General features: G+C 43.9%; 19 protein-coding genes and 5 tRNA genes. 15 read left to right on the top strand and 9 right to left on the bottom strand.

From position 1 onward, the window contains the following. Positions 1–49: 49 nt before the first annotated feature. A complete protein-coding gene (locus Psch_RS00120; protein WP_190238742.1) occupies positions 50–289 on the bottom strand; it encodes a helix-turn-helix domain-containing protein in 240 nt (79 codons plus the stop codon). Between the two features lie 153 nt (positions 290–442). Between Psch_RS00120 and Psch_RS00115 the strand changes: the two genes are divergently transcribed. From Psch_RS00115 to Psch_RS00100, 4 genes are all read left to right on the top strand, one after another. Continuing rightward, positions 443–1,519 (top strand): S24 family peptidase, encoded by a 1,077-nt coding sequence (locus Psch_RS00115; protein ID WP_190238741.1) that lies wholly within the window; start codon positions 443–445, stop codon positions 1,517–1,519. 204 nt (positions 1,520–1,723) lie between these two features. Then, the gene (locus Psch_RS00110) at positions 1,724–1,936 is read left to right on the top strand and encodes a hypothetical protein (protein WP_427910060.1); all 213 of its coding nucleotides are present in this window, start codon (positions 1,724–1,726) and stop codon (positions 1,934–1,936) included. Positions 1,937–2,074: 138 nt separating this feature from the next. Next, positions 2,075–2,503: a MarR family winged helix-turn-helix transcriptional regulator gene (locus Psch_RS00105; protein ID WP_190238740.1), complete on the top strand. Its 429-nt coding sequence runs from the start codon at positions 2,075–2,077 to the stop codon at positions 2,501–2,503. A gap of 123 nt (positions 2,504–2,626) precedes the next feature. Then, a complete protein-coding gene (locus tag Psch_RS00100) occupies positions 2,627–3,385 on the top strand; it encodes a DUF169 domain-containing protein (RefSeq protein WP_190238739.1) in 759 nt (252 codons plus the stop codon). 538 nt (positions 3,386–3,923) lie between these two features. On the opposite strand, the gene Psch_RS00095 is transcribed toward Psch_RS00100, so the two are convergent. From Psch_RS00095 to Psch_RS00070, 6 genes are all read right to left on the bottom strand, one after another. Then, positions 3,924–3,998: transfer RNA gene (locus Psch_RS00095), tRNA-Cys, on the bottom strand. A gap of 7 nt (positions 3,999–4,005) precedes the next feature. Further along, positions 4,006–4,080 (bottom strand) — tRNA-Gly (locus tag Psch_RS00090). A 40-nt stretch (positions 4,081–4,120) separates the two neighbouring features. Then, a tRNA-Phe gene (locus Psch_RS00085) sits at positions 4,121–4,196 on the bottom strand. Between the two features lie 8 nt (positions 4,197–4,204). Continuing rightward, a tRNA-Asp gene (locus tag Psch_RS00080) sits at positions 4,205–4,281 on the bottom strand. 322 nt (positions 4,282–4,603) lie between these two features. Continuing rightward, entirely contained in the window at positions 4,604–5,443 is an 840-nt protein-coding gene (speE, locus tag Psch_RS00075; protein WP_486644307.1) for a polyamine aminopropyltransferase, read from the bottom strand. Positions 5,444–5,470: 27 nt separating this feature from the next. Continuing rightward, entirely contained in the window at positions 5,471–5,929 is a 459-nt protein-coding gene (locus Psch_RS00070) for a pyruvoyl-dependent arginine decarboxylase (RefSeq protein WP_190238738.1), read from the bottom strand. A 190-nt stretch (positions 5,930–6,119) separates the two neighbouring features. Between Psch_RS00070 and Psch_RS00065 the strand changes: the two genes are divergently transcribed. Then, on the top strand, positions 6,120–6,590 hold the full coding sequence (locus Psch_RS00065) for a general stress protein (protein WP_134220262.1): 471 nt from the start codon (positions 6,120–6,122) through the stop codon (positions 6,588–6,590). An 80-nt stretch (positions 6,591–6,670) separates the two neighbouring features. Here Psch_RS00065 and Psch_RS00060 read toward each other — a convergent pair whose 3' ends face one another. Further along, positions 6,671–7,540, bottom strand: coding sequence for a TIM barrel protein (locus Psch_RS00060; protein WP_190238737.1), 870 nt, complete (start codon positions 7,538–7,540; stop codon positions 6,671–6,673). Between the two features lie 105 nt (positions 7,541–7,645). Here Psch_RS00060 and Psch_RS00055 point away from each other — a divergent pair, with 105 nt between their 5' ends. From Psch_RS00055 to Psch_RS00040, 4 genes are all read left to right on the top strand, one after another. Continuing rightward, positions 7,646–9,229, top strand: coding sequence for an ABC transporter substrate-binding protein (locus Psch_RS00055; protein WP_190238736.1), 1,584 nt, complete (start codon positions 7,646–7,648; stop codon positions 9,227–9,229). Positions 9,230–9,329: 100 nt separating this feature from the next. After that, complete coding sequence (locus tag Psch_RS00050) at positions 9,330–9,716, top strand: DUF1540 domain-containing protein (RefSeq protein ID WP_190238735.1); 387 nt, start codon at positions 9,330–9,332, stop codon at positions 9,714–9,716. Positions 9,717–9,817: 101 nt separating this feature from the next. Then, the gene (locus tag Psch_RS00045) at positions 9,818–10,765 is read left to right on the top strand and encodes a hypothetical protein (RefSeq protein ID WP_190238734.1); all 948 of its coding nucleotides are present in this window, start codon (positions 9,818–9,820) and stop codon (positions 10,763–10,765) included. A gap of 148 nt (positions 10,766–10,913) precedes the next feature. Next, entirely contained in the window at positions 10,914–11,156 is a 243-nt protein-coding gene (locus tag Psch_RS00040; RefSeq protein ID WP_134220267.1) for a hypothetical protein, read from the top strand. 52 nt (positions 11,157–11,208) lie between these two features. On the opposite strand, the gene Psch_RS00035 is transcribed toward Psch_RS00040, so the two are convergent. Further along, the gene (locus Psch_RS00035; RefSeq protein ID WP_190238733.1) at positions 11,209–11,844 is read right to left on the bottom strand and encodes a hypothetical protein; all 636 of its coding nucleotides are present in this window, start codon (positions 11,842–11,844) and stop codon (positions 11,209–11,211) included. A 175-nt stretch (positions 11,845–12,019) separates the two neighbouring features. Here Psch_RS00035 and Psch_RS00030 point away from each other — a divergent pair. The 6 genes from Psch_RS00030 (at position 12,020) to Psch_RS00005 (ending at position 16,626) form a co-directional block, all read left to right on the top strand. Continuing rightward, positions 12,020–12,095 (top strand) — tRNA-Ala (locus tag Psch_RS00030). A gap of 143 nt (positions 12,096–12,238) precedes the next feature. After that, complete coding sequence (locus Psch_RS00025) at positions 12,239–13,129, top strand: recombinase family protein (RefSeq protein WP_190238732.1); 891 nt, start codon at positions 12,239–12,241, stop codon at positions 13,127–13,129. A 219-nt stretch (positions 13,130–13,348) separates the two neighbouring features. Continuing rightward, positions 13,349–14,119 carry a hypothetical protein gene (locus tag Psch_RS00020; RefSeq protein WP_190238731.1) on the top strand — a complete coding sequence of 257 codons (771 nt, stop codon included), beginning with the start codon at positions 13,349–13,351 and terminating at the stop codon, positions 14,117–14,119. Further along, positions 14,116–14,589, top strand: coding sequence for a hypothetical protein (locus Psch_RS00015; protein ID WP_190238730.1), 474 nt, complete (start codon positions 14,116–14,118; stop codon positions 14,587–14,589). Before Psch_RS00020 ends, Psch_RS00015 begins: the two co-directional genes overlap by 4 nt. 133 nt (positions 14,590–14,722) lie before the next feature. Beyond that, positions 14,723–15,604, top strand: a complete 882-nt coding sequence (locus Psch_RS00010) for a KilA-N domain-containing protein (protein WP_190238729.1) — start codon at positions 14,723–14,725, stop codon at positions 15,602–15,604. A 98-nt stretch (positions 15,605–15,702) separates the two neighbouring features. Then, positions 15,703–16,626, top strand: a complete 924-nt coding sequence (locus Psch_RS00005; RefSeq protein WP_190238728.1) for a hypothetical protein — start codon at positions 15,703–15,705, stop codon at positions 16,624–16,626. Positions 16,627–16,799 lie beyond the last annotated feature (173 nt).

The following is a 16,799-nucleotide window of genomic DNA, read 5'->3' as shown; positions in this document are numbered from 1 at the left end:
AAAACTTTACGGCCATTAACCACCCCCCTTCTTATGTTTGATAGGTGTTTTAATTAGCCTGAATTGTCTGTCTAGATGCTGGGCAAATAAAAACCTCAGTGGAAATTTGGAAGATACCGGCCATTTCCCTGATGTGCCCGGTTGAGGGGACCACCTTGCCCCTTTCCCACCGCGAGATTACCGTGAAACTTTTCGGCGGGCTGAACTTCTCGCCCAGCAGTCTCTGGGACCACCCCCGCTCCTTACGCAGCTCTTTTATTTTATCGCCGATGTAGTTTGCATCGCTCAATGAGGTCACCTGCCTTTCTAGACAATATTGTCTGGATATAGAATATATGTCCTAGCCATAATTGTCAATATCTTCTAAGAAGAGATATTTAAAATTTACCACTTGACAAGTCTGTCTAATAGAAATAAAATCCATTTAAGGAGTTGAAAACTTATGTCCTACGCCAAACTTCTACAGACTTACATGGAACGGTCCGGACTGACTTTAGACGAGATTACCGAAGGTTGCCGGGCCAAAGGGCTGGCCATCCACCCCACTTATATCAGCAAGCTTCGTAACGGCGCCAGGAACGCCCCCTCCGAAGAAATCTCCAGAGTGTTGGCGGAGGTGCTCGGCGGCGACCCTGAGAAGCTGGTTATGGAGGGCTACCTTAGCAAAATCCCGCCTGTTATTATGGAGCGGTTGGAAAAGCTGGAGGATATTTTCTCTGAGATTAAAGATGAAGTAATAAATTCTATTACTGTTATCACCAAGCCGGAGCATTACGAAAGTCTCGAAAAACTCTCCGACAGCATGGGGAAACCGCCCGGGGAATTAAAAAAATACCTGTCAAACGGCGCCAATAACATCGACAAATGGCCTCTGGAGCTGCAGATGGAGTTTGTCGCCTCCTTAATCGAAAATATTGAAATCGGTAAAATAGCTCACATTACCTTTTTAACGGGGAAAAAATATGTGAGAAACAGAGTACCGGTGCTGGGAACCATCCGGGCCGGCATTCCCATCCTGGCGGAGGAAAACTGGGAGTATGAAATCGAATCTCCTTCCAATATCAGGGCGGATTTTGCCTTGCGGGTCGTGGGTGATTCGATGATCTACGCCGGCATCAATCCGGGGGATCTCGCCCTATGCAGTCACACCGACTATGCCAACCACGGCCAGATCGTAGCCGCCGGCGTCGAGGACAACGAGTGGCAGGCCAACCTGAAATTCTACATCAAGCAGGGCGACAGGACCCTATTGCGCTCCGCCAACCCGGAGTACAAGGACATTGAATTTGGTCCAGACCACCGGGTCATCGGCGTTTTGGTGGCAGTGTTAAAGGAGTCGTCCCCCTCCCTGACCGACTACCAGAACCTGCTGAGGGTCAAGGGTTACCTGGATGACTCCTGGACGGAAGTAATTACGTCCGCAGTCACCAACGGGATTAGACCCGAGCAGCTGAAGCAACTGGTAGAGATGCAGGCGACAGTTGCAAAACAGTTTATTAAAAAGAGCAAGGGAAACTAACCATTATTACAAAATCACCACTACTAACTTTAGCCCAACTTTAGGGCAAGTAACTACAATAAAACCCCCTTCATTTTTTATGATTTCAACCGCTTGCTCTGCCTTATCTTCTCGGGGTTGACAGCGTAAGAATCAATTCGTTTCTCCTGCTTATTTTTAACTGCTATAATTATTCAGAAAGTTCACAATGGAGGATATGTAAAAATGATCATAACAGAAATCCTTTCCCGTAATGCCCGTCTGTACGGCGATGATATCAGTCTGATTGAAATCAACCCGGAACTGCAGGAAAAGCATAAAGTAACCTGGCGTGAATACGAGCTGGTTGAAGCAAATCCTTTGGCTGAATTCCGGCGGGAGCTTACCTGGCGTGAGTTCGACGAGTATCCAGGGATTTTCCTTCCGCTGAACCCATAATCATTTTTCACTTCCAACAAGGGTGGGTTAACTTCCATATTTAATTGAAAATATTTTTATTTACATAGACTGGGTTGAACTTATATTTTTTTACTAATATAATTGTCTTGACAATAATATAATTTAGGGGATTACGAAATGGCAATTAACCTGGATAACAGCCTTGGTTTCATTCTAAATCGTACTAATACAAGGATGAAGAATAATTTATTACATAAGTTTAAAGATTATGATATAACCCCTGAGCAGTGGGCAGTCTTAAATCGCTTATGGGTACGAGATGGTATTCCCCCTAAAGAGTTGGCCGAACTGACTTCCAAGGATCAGCCCACGACAGTAAGAATACTTTTAAAACTAGAAAATAAAGGGTTTATTTTAAGGAATGTTAATCCAGAGGACAATAGATCCTTTTTAATTTTCCTTACACCAAAAGGTCAAGAATTAAAACACACCTTGATACCCCTGGCATTTGAAGTTCTGGATAAGGCGACAAGGGGTATTGATCAAAATAAAATTGAGGCAGCTAAAGATGTTCTCAACCAGATTTATAAGAATCTGGAACCTTAATCATTTCTTTATGCGAAGATAATTTCAAAACAATAAATAGTTATCAGCTTTGAAAAACCAGACTTGTTCCCTTAAATGTTACTTAGTCGCTCAGTTGCTTATAAAAATGGGAGGTGCTTATAAATGAATAGTCAACTCGTTGATGCTTTAAAATTAAAAATGCAACCAGTAGCGGTAATTCTAACCAACGACAAACCAGTTGATGGGCTTCACTTTAGAGAAGGGAATATGGGCGGGTGTGTTGCTGCAATGTTAGTAGCTGCCAGTAAAAAAAGCCGTACCGCCTATTTTGACCGGAATACATTTGGTTGTCCGGGAGGTGGAACAGGCCTGGGATTCGGAGACAGGTACGGAAGATTTCCTATTGATTGTCTTCTCTCCACGGGAAATAAAGAAATGGCTGCCCAAATGGGCAGCGCCGGCCCTGTTATGGCGGAGGGAGAAAGGTTCTACAAGAATCCTGAAGTGGCCAGGAAATGGGTTAATTCACTGCCGATAACCGACATCCCAACAGAATATGTGGTGTTCAAACCCTGGGAACAGCTCACGGAACAGGACGTGCCGAAGTTAATGGTGTTTTTTGTTAACGCGGACCAGTTATCTGCTTTAGTGGTGTTGGCGGATTACAACCGGGGGACAAATCAAAGCATCACCGCTCCTTTTGGGGCAGCATGTCAATCAATACTATATGGGTATGCAGAAGGAGAAAAAGATAATCCCAGGGGAGTAATCGGCTTTTTTGATATTTCTCAGCGCAGTGCCTTAGATAGGGAGACTTTGACTTTTACCGTGCCATACAAGATGTTTCAAGAAATGGAAGCAAATGTTGAAGGCAGTTTCTTAGATACGCATGTTTGGCACAAATTACAGAAGCGCCAGTAGATTAAACTTCCTTCCTCGTATTTTGGCGAAATCAATTATTGAAATTTTTATATACTGTATCAGAAAGTAACTTTTTTATGAATTTGAGAGTTTGCCCAAAACTTTAAATGATTACCCGGAATTTGAATTTGAGTTGGGCAATTACACCAAGCTAAAGTTCAAGGTGATTGAATGTGTGCAAAAATGAAGTAACAGAATATATAAGCATTGTATTATCACAATTGAACTGCTCGGAATCAAAGAAAATAGTGAGCCGATTATTGTATTCAGAAGTATGCGATATAATAAATAAACAGAACTATGATTCTTCGGAAGAAAAAATCGTCACCAGCCTGTCTAGAAAACTGGGTGACCCCAAAACGCTAGGGCAATATTTTGTATGGCTGGAAAACATAATGGATTTACATTAAAACTCCGGACATACATAGCATTCCGAGGTCACTTTAGTCCACGATGATAAAAACGTGACAAAATCCTTTTCAGAAAACAAAAACGGCAGGGGTCCTATTTCTAGAACCCTTGCCGTTACTGGTTTTTTTGGAGGCGACACCCAGATTTGAACTGGGGAATGGAGGATTTGCAGTCCTCTGCCTTACCACTTGGCTATGTCGCCGATCAAATGGAGCGGAAGACGAGATTCGAACTCGCGACCCTCGCCTTGGCAAGGCGATGCTCTACCACTGAGCTACTTCCGCATGGAGTATATTTTATCAAATTTTGCGATTACTGTCAAGTTGGTGCCACGGGCCGGAATCGAACCAGCGACACGCGGATTTTCAGTCCGCTGCTCTACCAACTGAGCTACCGTGGCTTGAAAAGTGGCGGAGCTGACGGGAGTCGAACCCGCGATCTCCTGCGTGACAGGCAGGCATGTTAGGCCACTACACCACAGCTCCGTGCTTGCCCCATTTCCGTTGGCCTAGGGGGTCATTACTGACATTGACTAGTATACCTAATCCGGCTTCCGAAGTCAAATGGTTTTTTATTAAAAACAGTATTTTTCTGCGCAACCACTGGACTTCCTCGGCCTGCTCCCTATTATCTGGGTCTTGATATAGTTTATTCAAGCTTCTACTCCAACATTCTAAAGCGAGAATCGACCACCACATATAACTTCCCTTAGGCCATGAAAAATCAGGCGCACCTGTCGAGACCTCTTTCCGGTACCTGGCCGGAAACGGCTGTTAAATCCACAGGTGCGCCTACTATGACTAATTTCTACTTCAGCAGCTCCTGCACAAAGGGCGGCAGCACAAAGCATGCCTGGTGGATGGCCGGACTGTAGTACCTGGTCTTCAACTCGGGTATCTTCTCCCGATCCACCCCCAGCGGGTCATACTTCTTGGAGCCCATAGTAAAACTCCACAGTCCGCCGGGATATGTAGGCACGTTCGCCAGGAAAAGACGCGTTATTGGAAATATCCCCGCTATGTCACGATACAGCCTTGGGATAAGGTCACGGTTTATGAAAGGTGATTCCGTCTGGGCGACAAAAATCCCGTCGTCTTTCAGCGCTGCCGCAAGATCTTCGTAAAATCCGGCGCTGAACAGCCCCTCGGCCGGGCCAATCGGGTCGGGCGAATCTACCACAATAACATCGTAGGTTTTTTTGTTTTCCCTGACGTGTTTAATACCATCGTCAATAATAATTTCGACCTTGGGGTTGTCCAAGGCGCAGCTGATTTCGGGCAAGTACTTTTTCGCAACCTCAATGACCGCTCCGTCAATCTCGCAGTGCACAACTTTTTCAATGGACGTGTGTTTAACAATTTCACGTACGGCTCCGCCGTCCCCGCCTCCTATAACCAGCACTCTTTTCGGTGAAGGGTGGGTATTGAGCGCAACGTGGGTAATCATTTCATGGTATACAAATTCATCACCCACCGTGGTCTGGATAATATTATCCAGCACCAGCATCCGTCCATACTGAAGCGTATCAACTACCGCCATATCCTGAAAAGGGGTCTTCTCGCGGTGCAGGACCTTAGAGACCCGGCAGGACAGGGCCAAATTGTCCGTTTGCTGCTCCTTAACCCATAAAGCCAACTTTGATTCCATTATCTGCTCCTCCATCATTCATATTTATTAATACCAGAGGGGTACCGCAGCCAGGGCACAACCTATGGTTTCTACCTGGTGTTCCGTTGATGCCATCTTGATGCCTGCCAGTTCCATACCCCTTGTTGCAAAGGCTTCCTCAAGCATACTCTTAATGGCCTTTTCAGCCTGGTCTTTACCACATCTACCCGAGAACTCCATAATAACCCCGAAGGTATCCTTGGAAAAACCAGCTCCTACAGCAGCGGAAATCATTTCTCCCGGAACATCGCTGATAATATAGCCGTAGGCAGTAGGCACGAGAGAACCAGGCGGTATTTCCATTTGTGGACAATACTCTACTCCCGGAGGTAAAATACTGGATACCCTCATCAGGTTCAGGTTGCCGATTTTTGCTTCCATAAGGGCATTATCGAAGGCATTCAAATGATTCTTCCCTTCGGCGCTACCTGCTGTGATAAAGAACTTTTTAGGTGTCGGCAGCATTTTCTTGCCTCCTTGTAATGTTTGTTGCTAAATTCTTCGCAAACATACAATATTATATCAGAAGTAAAAAAAAAATAAACCGTAATTTTGCACTATCTGGAAAAGCCACACGCTACAAAGATGATGAATATGACCCTAACCCATGTGGCAAGATAAAAGGGTTCAAAGTTTATAACAAGGGGGTATATCATTGCTTAAAACTGTAATCGGTACTTTTGATTCCAGGGATCAAGCCGAAAAAGCAGTCTCAGCTCTCCGCAACAACGGTTTTTACGATGAAATATCGGTAGTCGCATCTGACCGGACCAGGGCAGGCGGGCCCCAGGATGTAACTGGCGGGAGTGTCGCTTCCGGGGTTAGTACAGGAGGTGTGCTGGGCGGTCTGGCGGGTCTGGCCATGGGGGCCGGCGCGCTGGCCATCCCCGGCATAGGCCCTATTGTAGCTGCCGGGCCGATTGCCGGTATTCTCTCAGGGGCCGCCACCGGTGGAATTGCCGGCGGCTTGATCGACTGGGGAGTGCCGGCAGAACGAAGCAGGTTTTATGAAGGGAAAGTCAAGGAGGGTAAAATACTGGCCTCCGTGCGGAGCGATGAAGGCAAGGTCAATAAAGCTGCCGGTTTCCTTCGCGACAATGGGGCCAAGGATGTAGAGGTCCATTAGCCGCCACCGGGACCTGGTTTTTAAACTGCAAAGGGAAACAGCAAAGGACTTCCTGCTATAGGAGTCCTTTGCTCCTCTTTCTATGCCTTTTTCTTTTCTTCTTTCAGCCGGTAGTAAATATCCCTGTACACAATAGCGTCTTCTGCTTGCCGCCCTGCCGATTCACAAATGATCGTCGGAGTTAAACCCCACTCTACCAGTATTTCAGCAAGCGGCGCAAAGTCAGGTCCCAAATTTGTATCAAGGGTTGTACCGTGCTTCTTTTCTCCAGCTCCGGTAAACTCAACAGGACTGAAATGGATATGCAGGTTCTGTATATATGCCCGGCCCAGCCGTTCCTGGATGAGCTCCAGGATAGCGGCAAAAGCCGGCCTATCCACCAAAGCGCCGCCGCTTAGCGCGTTAAGATGCCCAAAATCCACTGCAGGTACCAGTCTTGGTCCAAGTTCACACAGTTCCAGTATCTCCTCCAAAGAGCCGAGCTGGTTTCTCTTGCCCATAGTCTCCGGCGCCAGTTGAACAGCGCCGGTACCTTCCGCTTCCGCCTCGTTCAATATTTCTTTCAGGAAGTTTTTGGCTCCCGCCAGGATCTCCTTACGGTCACCACCGCTGCCTGAACCGGGGTGGAACACTACCACTTTGGCGCCCATCAAGCTTGCTGCCTTCAGTGCATTCAGCAGGTGCGCCTTCGTCTTTCTCTTCATTTCCTCATCCCTGGCGGCCAGGTTTATGTAATAAGGCGCATGCATGCTCAACCTGATCCCCTGTTGGGAAGCCAGTTGACCCAATTTGACTGCCATTTCCCCACCGATTTTGACACCCCTGGTACTCTGGTACTCGTAGGCGTTTAACCCGAGTTTGGCCAGCCACTCCGGCATGTCCAGGGAAGACTTGTGTCCTTGCGCATAGAAACTCTCGGATGCCCCTGCCGGGCCAAAGTATATCGTCATTTCTCTCATTCGCCTCAATCTTACATGATTATACAACCCCATAAAAGGAGGTATTTAACATTATATCCAGTATTTTATAATTAATTAACTGGGGGTGGGGATATAATGCTCTTGAGATTAAAAATTCTATCTATTTTTTTGCTCTTACTGTTGCCGGTCTATCTTGTTTTTAATTCCAGCGCTGTACAGGTTACTGGTCGCCTGCTGGGATGGCCAAGCGGCACAATTGTCTACGCCAGAGAACAGGATTCCACAACACTTGACCCGGCATTAGCTCAGGAGGAGGAATCGTATAAGGTAATCTCCAACATTTTTGAGGGGCTGGTCCGTTTTAAACCAGGCACAAATGAAATCGAGCCCTGCCTTGCCGAAACCTGGCGGGTGTCTTCCGACGGGCTGGTTTGGACCTTTTACCTCAGGAGAAATGTTAAGTTTCACGACGACACTCCCTTCAATTCAGAAGCGGTAAGGTTTAGCATAGAAAGGCAGCTGTCGCCCCAATCCCCGGAAAGGGCAACCTACGCTTCCTTTATTTTCGGCATGGTAGACAAGGTCCAGTGTCCCGACCCCTATACGGTCAAATTTCTACTAAAATACCCATACGCCCCGTTCTTAAACAACCTGGCCATGCCTAACGCCGCTCCCATCGTCAGTCCCTCCGCGGCCTCAACGCTGGGTGAGAAATTCGGCGAGTACCCGGTGGGAACAGGGCCTTTCTGCTTTCACAGTTGGCAAAAAAATAAAAACATAGTATTAAGAGCCAATAAGGACTATTGGGGCAACCCTCCTGAATACGGCAGCCTGGTTTTCAAGGTCATCAACAACAGCAGGCTCAGGGCATTGGCTCTTAAGGTGGCGCTGGTCGATATCATCGACGGAATTACCCCGGCTGACGCCCGCTTTCTGCAGGAAAAAAACTGCCCGGTTTATCAAACTCCCGGCCTGGACCTGGGCTACCTCGGCTTCTTTACTCACAAAAAACCCTTTGATAACTTGGCAGTGCGCAGGGCCTTCAGCATGGCCATCGACCGCAGCCATATCAACTCTGTTATATTTAAGGGAGCATGTGTTGAGGCCAACGGCCCGCTGCCGCCTGGTGTCCTGGGATACGATCCCGGAACCCGGGCCATCCCCTATGACCCGTCCGGCGCCAAGGAACTGCTGGCACAAAGCGGCTACTCCAGTGGGATGAAGTTCACTCTTATTACCTATACCAATACCAGACCCTACAACCCGGCCGGCGGAGAGAAACTGGCCGCAGCCATAAAAGCCGACCTCGCCACAATTGGGATTGAGACAGAAATAAAAGCCTACCCCTGGCAGCAGTATAAGGAAGCGCTGCTAAAATCAGAAGGTGACGCATATCTTTACGGCTGGATTAGCGACAATGGCGACCCGGACAACTTCCTGTATACCCTGCTTTCTTCTTCCCAGATCGAAAGCGGACTGAATACGTCCCGCTACAAAAATAGCGAAGCGGACCAGCTCTTCATCAGAGCGCAGCAGGAACCCGACCCTGGTTTACGGGAACAGCTATACAAGAAGGCTGAAAAGATTATTGTTGAAGAGGCGCCCTGGTTTTTTTTAAACCATAGCCTCAAATTTGCAGCCACTTCCCCCGGTTTGGAAGGTTTTACACTCAACTCAAACGGTACAACCCAGCTCAGCCGGTTAAAGAAAAACAGATAATCATCTTTTCTATGATCCTTCTAGCTCTATCCAGCAAATCCTCTCGCATAGACTTTGACCTCTTGGGAAAGCTAAAAAAAAACTAATGAGGTGATTTTAATTGGGCGAGCCATTAATTGAGTGCGAGGTGGACACTTGTACCCACTGGATGAGCGGAAACCTCTGCAGCGCAGCCAATATTGATATCCTCCATGAAGAAGAAGGCCGCATGGCGCAGAGCGATGCCCACACTGAGTGCAAAAGCTTTGCCAGGAAAAAAGGCCTGGCCAATCTGCTCGGCTCTATGGACAACGTCAACTGGGGCGGAGTCGTATCTTCCCTGTTCACGCCGGGTCAACAAATCAACCCCTCGGTTTCCTGCATCGTTAATTCATGTCATTTCTGGGCTGACGGAAATTTATGTGAAGCCGACAGGATTAAAGTTACAGGCCGTGGAGCAAATGAATGCCAGGATACCAACTGTGCAACTTTTGAAAACAAAGCATAAATCAGCAATTACCATTATCCTCCACTAATAACCTGATGGGCAATGAAGAATAATATTTGGTAATAGGCGATAAGCCTTAATCCCATCAAGGAGGAAACAATATGGACCAATTATTTCAGCTTCACAAGCAGATCCAGGATTTAAGACAAGAAGTAAGCACCATCAACCAGGTCGCCAACCAACTGCAGAGAGCAGAGGCCAACAATGCCGCACAACTGCAGCGCCTGCAGCAGAATGAGGTTATCTCAACCCAACAGCTGCAAAACATTCAGCAGATGTGCAACCGCATCAACCAGGAAGTCAACGTTATCAGCAATGTTGCGCAGCAGGTGAGCTCTCAGATGGTCAACAGGCCTTTTACAAGCGGCCAGTATGGCGCAAACATCGGCAGCCAGTTTGCTACGGGACAGTTCGGCAACATGGGCACAATAGGCACAATGGCAACTGCCGGTCTCTACAACCCGAACCAGTTTAGTTCTTACGGAAGCACCCAGGTTGCACCTACTGACCTCAGCTCGCTCGCCAACTATTGGGGGCAAGGCTTAAATCCTCAGGATATGTCCATTTCCAGCCAGTATCTCAGCAATCAAAACAAGCAGTTTATGCCCCAAAGCTACGGCGCCGCAACTTATGCAACCGGGATCACCCAGAACATTCCTTACCAGTATGGTACGACCGGTATTACCGGCAGCCAGTATATCCCTAGCTACAGCACAAGCCTGTCAACGCCCAACCAATTTGGTGTAAGCCTGTCAACACCAAACCAATTTGGTACAAGCCTGTCAACACCAAACCAATTTGGTACAAGCCTGTCAGCACCAAACCAATTTGGTACAAGCCTGTCAACACCAAACCAATTTGGCACAAGCCTGTCAACACCAAACCAATTTGGCACAAGCCTGTCAACACCAAACCAATTTGGCACAAGCCTGTCAACACCAAACCAATTTGGCACAAGCCTGTCAACACCAAACCAGTTTGGTACGGGAATGGTTGGAACTCAATCCGCCAATATGCTGGGAACCCAGTACATCGGCAGCAGTTTCTAATTACCTCCCATTGAAGGGGCCACACGCAAGGCCCCTTTTGATTTATTGTTTAAAACCTGTTATAGCCCATAATAAGACAATTTAGCCCCCTTAACAAATTATTCCAATTTATCTATAATTAGCTATATAGTATTAGGGGGGGATACACTTGGCAAAAATTTTACGTGAGGGGGCATCTTACACCCAGCGGGATATTGTTGATCTTCTCGGGGAGTTTTCAGCTTTCAAAGACAGAGTGACCAAGAAATTCAAAGACCTGGCCAAGGAACTGGAAGGCAAGCCCAATGAACATGAATTGTGGGTAAATGTTTATCTGATATCCTGCGACTATTCTGAAGAAATTGTTGGAAGGCGACTCAAGCAGCAGGAGTCCCTGCAAAAGATATCCTGACAAGCAGGATAAATAATATGGCAACGGTTGGCAGGCATTGAAAGCCTGCTTTTTATTCTCCCTTTACTTCCACTTCCACGTCGAGAGTTTGTCCATCCCAGGTATCTGCGTAACCGTTTTCAGAATAATATTTGGCGACAAAACTACCTACCTTTTGGCAGGTGTAGTAATTAACTCCTCCGGCGATAAACATGCCGACTAACGGGATAATCCGCAAAAAGGATCGCTGCGAAGCCCTGATTCCCAATGCCACCAGCGCCTGCTCAACCAGTCTTTTAAAGGCATTGCTTGTAAGCTGGCTTATTGTAAAGTTGGTCAAACCACTGCCGGCTGCGCCGGCTCCGACCGATGAAACCAGGACCCACACCGCTTCCCGCGAGGTCCCGGATTCATCCAGGTCACGATCGTATACTGCCGCCACTTCCAGGATCAACTCGGTAATAAAAAAAGCCATTGCGGTCATATCGAGAAGGGTTCCGCCAACAACGGCGACAAGCGTCCCGACCCCTGGAACAATTCCAGGCAGCGCTGTCGTCCCGCCGGCCAGAGCACACAACCTGCTCTTTTTCTTTATTAGCAACCCGCAAAGCTCCTCATAGCTGAGATTGGACCTTTTCTTCTTCAGCTTTTGAATGCGCTTTTTAATATCCTTTTTGTTGATGTGGTCAAACGGGTTGAATATTACCACCTAAAACAACATCTCCCCAGGACCTTTTCTTATACTATTCATGGTTCACGGGCAAAATCCTACCTGTCTTCGGCGTTAAGGCTGTTTTTCTTGCCGTCTTGTTCCCTTAACTACAACCTTGCATCTACGAGACTGATATGATAAGATATTAGTTGTCTCGAAAATTAAAAAACATGGGCCTATAGCTCAGTTGGGAGAGCGCTTGGTTCGCATTCAAGAGGTCAGGGGTTCGAATCCCCTTAGGTCCACCAAGTTAAAAGCTACATTTTTTTGTGAAAAGCGCACAAGAAAATGTAGTTTATTTTATATATTAGCGATAAAAAATGATTTCGACATGACGGTTCTTTAAACTGTCATGTCTTTTTCTTTTGTAAAATAGAAAGGAGCATTTCAAATGAATAACAATATTGTCATTGAAATACCGCCTATCAAAAAAGAAGTTTTACGTGTTGCCGCTTACTGCAGGGTCAGCACAGCTTATGAAGAACAGCAGACCAGTCTGGATTCGCAGATTCAATATTATACAGATTATATCAACAATCATGAGGGCTGGGTACTTGCAGGTATCTATTCTGAGCAGGCGTCGGGTACTTGCTTTGATAACAGAATCGCATTCAACCGTATGATGAAAGACTGCCGAGCCGGAAAAATTGACTATATTATCACCAAGTCCATCAGTCGCTTCGGGCGGAATACCCTTCCCTTTTTACGAAGCTTCAATGAACTCCTTAGTTTAGGTATTATAATCTACTTCGAAGTAGAGAGATTGGATTCGTCTGATTGGCGGATGCTAAAAATCATTGCCACAGCAGCTGCTGTGGCCCAAAGTGAAAGTGAGGCGAAGAGTGCGAATATCAAATGGGGAATTCAACGCAGCTTTGAAAAAGGGCATGTAAAGCTGAACCATACCAACTTCCTCGGTTACACAAAAGATGAGAATGGCAAATTGGTTATCGTTGAAGAAGAAGCCGAAATAGTCCGGCTCATTTATGATTTATACCTGAAAGGTCACGGCTGTCGTAACATTAAATCTTATCTTGAAAAGAACGACATAAAAACGGTAACCGGAAAGTCCGAATGGAGCACTTCCACTATTGACCGGATTCTTTCCAATGAGAAATACATCGGAACTGTATTATCTCAAAAAAGCTATGTTGAAGATTGCCTGACTCACAAACAGGTAAAAAACAACGGTAAGTTGCCTATGTATCTTATTGAGAGTAATCACGAAGCTATCATCAGCAAAGAAGTTTTCGGAAAAGTGCAGCACCGGAAGTCCTTATAAACATGAGTAAAGACAGTAAACATCAATTTTATTATGGCGAATTCGCCACAATAAAAATATTTGAAAGCCAACACTAGCTTGCGATGTAGATGACGGTTACTTTTTTTGTGATATTATATAAGATATATTGTGGGAATTTATGGTCTATAAATATATTTGATTGCCTTGTATGAATGATATCTTTAGCAGACTACAGAAAAGTGAAACGGAGGCGAAACGATGAGCAACAATTTGCAGATGCCCTTTCAAGATATAGTCGGTGAAAATAGCCCAGTACAGCAGGCATTAAAACACCTTCGTATATTAGCCGATGAAAAACCGATGCCAAATGCAAATACAGACCAATCCAGATCAGTATCCGCTCTTATTTTGACACACATATTGGGATTATTTGATAGTACTGGCCTGATTAATTGTCGTGGCTATCATTCTGCTGCGATTACAATGTTTCGCCCTATTGAAGATGCCACCGATTGTTTTGCTGCAGTATCCTTGGATATTAATGCCGCAAGAAATTGGGCTGAAGGAAATTTGAAGAGCAGCGATGCTGCAAAAATATGGACGGATGCTGTGAACTTAGTTCTGTCTGATGGAAGTTATCTTAGTGAGTACCGAAAAATAATTCGACACGCTCTAAATAATTATAGCCATTGCACTCCTGATCAGACAAATTGGAATGTATATCTTGAGTCTATTGGTGAAAAAAAGTGTATTATGGAGTTGAACACAAAGCCATTGATTATCAACCTGAATGCTTATTATATTGACCGATATCTTTGTACACATTTGTACGAACTGATAGAAATTATGCTCATTGCGTTCTCTGAATACTTTGAAGCTCATTTCTCTTTGAAGGAACGGTTTGAAGGACTCAGGGTAGAGATCGAGGAAATTGTCGTTGATTTTCTCAGATTTATTAAGTCTGAAAAAATTGATGTCTCCATTGCGCCGGAGATAGGGAGATTAAATAATTGCGAGGAAACATTATGAGTGTACATTCATTTCTTGAAGCGGCGCAATATCTTTATGATAACAATTTCTATGATGAAGCATTTTGTTTGGTATGTGTTGCATTAGATGCTTCTGCTCAGATACAATATGCGAGTTTAAAAGTAGGTGAAAGATACAAAAAATTTATTTCTGCCAACTTTCGAAAAATTTGCAGCAGAGGATTCCCTGGTGTATCGGCAGATTTTATTAAAATAAAAGTAAATGCTGACGTGAAGAATTTGAAGTTGGATGAGAATGGATATGCAGGCATTGAAGATATAATCTATCATGTTATTCGATGCGGTTTGGTTCACGATTGCGCAATTGACCAGTCTATCAGATTTATTGATTCCACTATCATTGGAAATTGGGAAAAAGGTTTATTTTTTCTTCCTAAGTCGGTCATTATAGGGCTAATCGATGCAGTCCAAAACAGTCTTGAGAAAAATGAAGCCTCTTTTTTTACCTAACTTCTCCTGTTAAGAAACTACATTTTACCTATTGACATAAAGGGTAAAATATTTTTTGCCTTGCCAATCAGAACAAATGTTTGGTATAATGTTTGTGGTGAGAAAGTTGAAACTGGATCAGGGAAGTAAAGATATGAGTAAAAATAAGAAAACAAGCATTATATCAGTACAAGACATTTCTGTTACCATAGCTTCATTTGATATGGATGATTATATTTGTATTACCGATATGGCAAAAGCCAAAGGCGGTGATGCGAGGGCTGCTGATATTATTAAAAACTGGATACGTAATCGTTCTACGCTGGAATTTTTAGGAACTTGGGAGAAGATGTATAATTCCAGTTTTAAAGTGGTCGAATTCGACCACTTTAAAATGCAAGCTGGATTGCCGACTTTTGTATTGAGTGCAAAGCAATGGATTGAGAAGACAAATGCGATCGGTTTATATGTCCAAGCCGGCAGATACGGCGGCACTTATGCCCATAAGGATATTGCCTTTGAATTCGGGTCTGCAATCAGTCCGGTATTCAAGCTTTATCTTCTCAAAGAATACCAGCGTCTTAAAAATTTAGAGTACGATCAACAGAAATTAGAATGGGACGCCAAAAGATTTTTATCAAAAACAAATTATTTAATACATACGGACGCAGTTAAAAAATATGTACTGCCACAGAGTGATTATACAAAACAGACAGAATGGCTTGCTTATGCAGACGAAGCTGACCTGTTGAATGTAGCTCTTTTCGGATATACCGCAAAGCAATGGAGGCAGGCCAATTCAGAACTGGCAAAGAAAAATAACATTAGAGACTTTGCCTCAATAAACGAACTAACGGTTTTATCCAATCTCGAAACACATAATGCTGAGCTAATAAAAGAAGGAAAAAGTAAAGAAGAAAGGTTTAGGATATTATTGGAAATAGCCCGTTGTCAGATTTCAATACTGGATGAAGCCGATAAAATGAAATTGCTTAATAAAGAAGCAAATAATATGCTAAAGCCTAAGGATAGTTAAGGGGAATATTAAGCTTTGCATATGTTTCTTCCCCACCAGTAGCGAAGCGTCATAAAAAAGGAATAATGAAGACAATATAGACATTATGGGAGCAAAAAATGATAGTAAATGGTAAACATATTATATATTTAGATCAAAATAAATGGTCTGACATTATGAAATCAATTGATAATCCAATGTACCAAGATGGTAAATATTTAGCTGTAGTACAAAAAATAATAGAAAAATCAAAGAAACACGAGTGGATATTTCCGGTCAGTTACACTCATTTTGCCGAAACTTTGATATGGAAAAATGTGAATAATAGCTATAAATTAGGCAATACATTAGATGCAATATCTAATAAGTACACTATGCCTCATTTCTATGAAGTTTTAAAAGACGAAATAATTCGAATAGCACAAGGAAAAGAAATGTTAAAAACATATTTAATTCAGGGAGATCCATTTGCTTTTACTGGAAGCGAGTTATTAATGACATTTGAAGATTATGATGGCAATAGGCTTCCAGAAGTAGAAAAAGAATTTCAGGAATTTTTTAACCACCTAAATATATATGGATCATCTGCGATCAGTGATTATTTTGACAGAAACGAAATTGAACAAAATAATGAAGCTATATTCAAAGCCATGGAACATGAAAAAATTTGGTACTTAAGTTTACCGGAAAAAAACCGTGCCTTGCAATATAAATTACAATCCTTTAAAGATCTGTATGCCGCTATGGGATTAAGTGTTTTTAATGACGAGATGATTACATGTGATAAAAAAATATTAAGTATCATTGAGCAAATTAGTTCATTTGATGTACATATATCTTTGAAGATAAACTTGTATCAAAATAAAGAGGGTCGAATTGATATTAATGACTATAAAGACATTCTGTTTCTTTCTGTTGCTATACCATATTGTGATGTTGTCATAGCTGAAAGAACATGGATTAATATAGCAAAATCTTTAAACTTAAATACAAAACACAATGCTATTTTGGAAAAAGACTTAAACTACCTTATGAAATTATAATCGAAGCCTGCGTTTAAACAAATGTAAAAGGATAGCTATCTTAAAATGTATATTCCGCTAAGAAAAAACACCTAGACCGCCGAAGTTGAACACTAAGACCGTTTAAATTGAACAATCATTCCGTAGTGGCTGTACATTGATAACTAAAGGATCACATGGTATACTCAAACTGC

The organism is Pelotomaculum schinkii, assembly GCF_004369205.1.
In the GTDB taxonomy this organism is placed as follows: Bacteria; Bacillota; Desulfotomaculia; order Desulfotomaculales; family Pelotomaculaceae; genus Pelotomaculum_C; species Pelotomaculum_C schinkii.
Note: the sequence above shows the minus strand (reverse complement) of the source record. Positions and strands in the feature narration are given on the sequence as shown.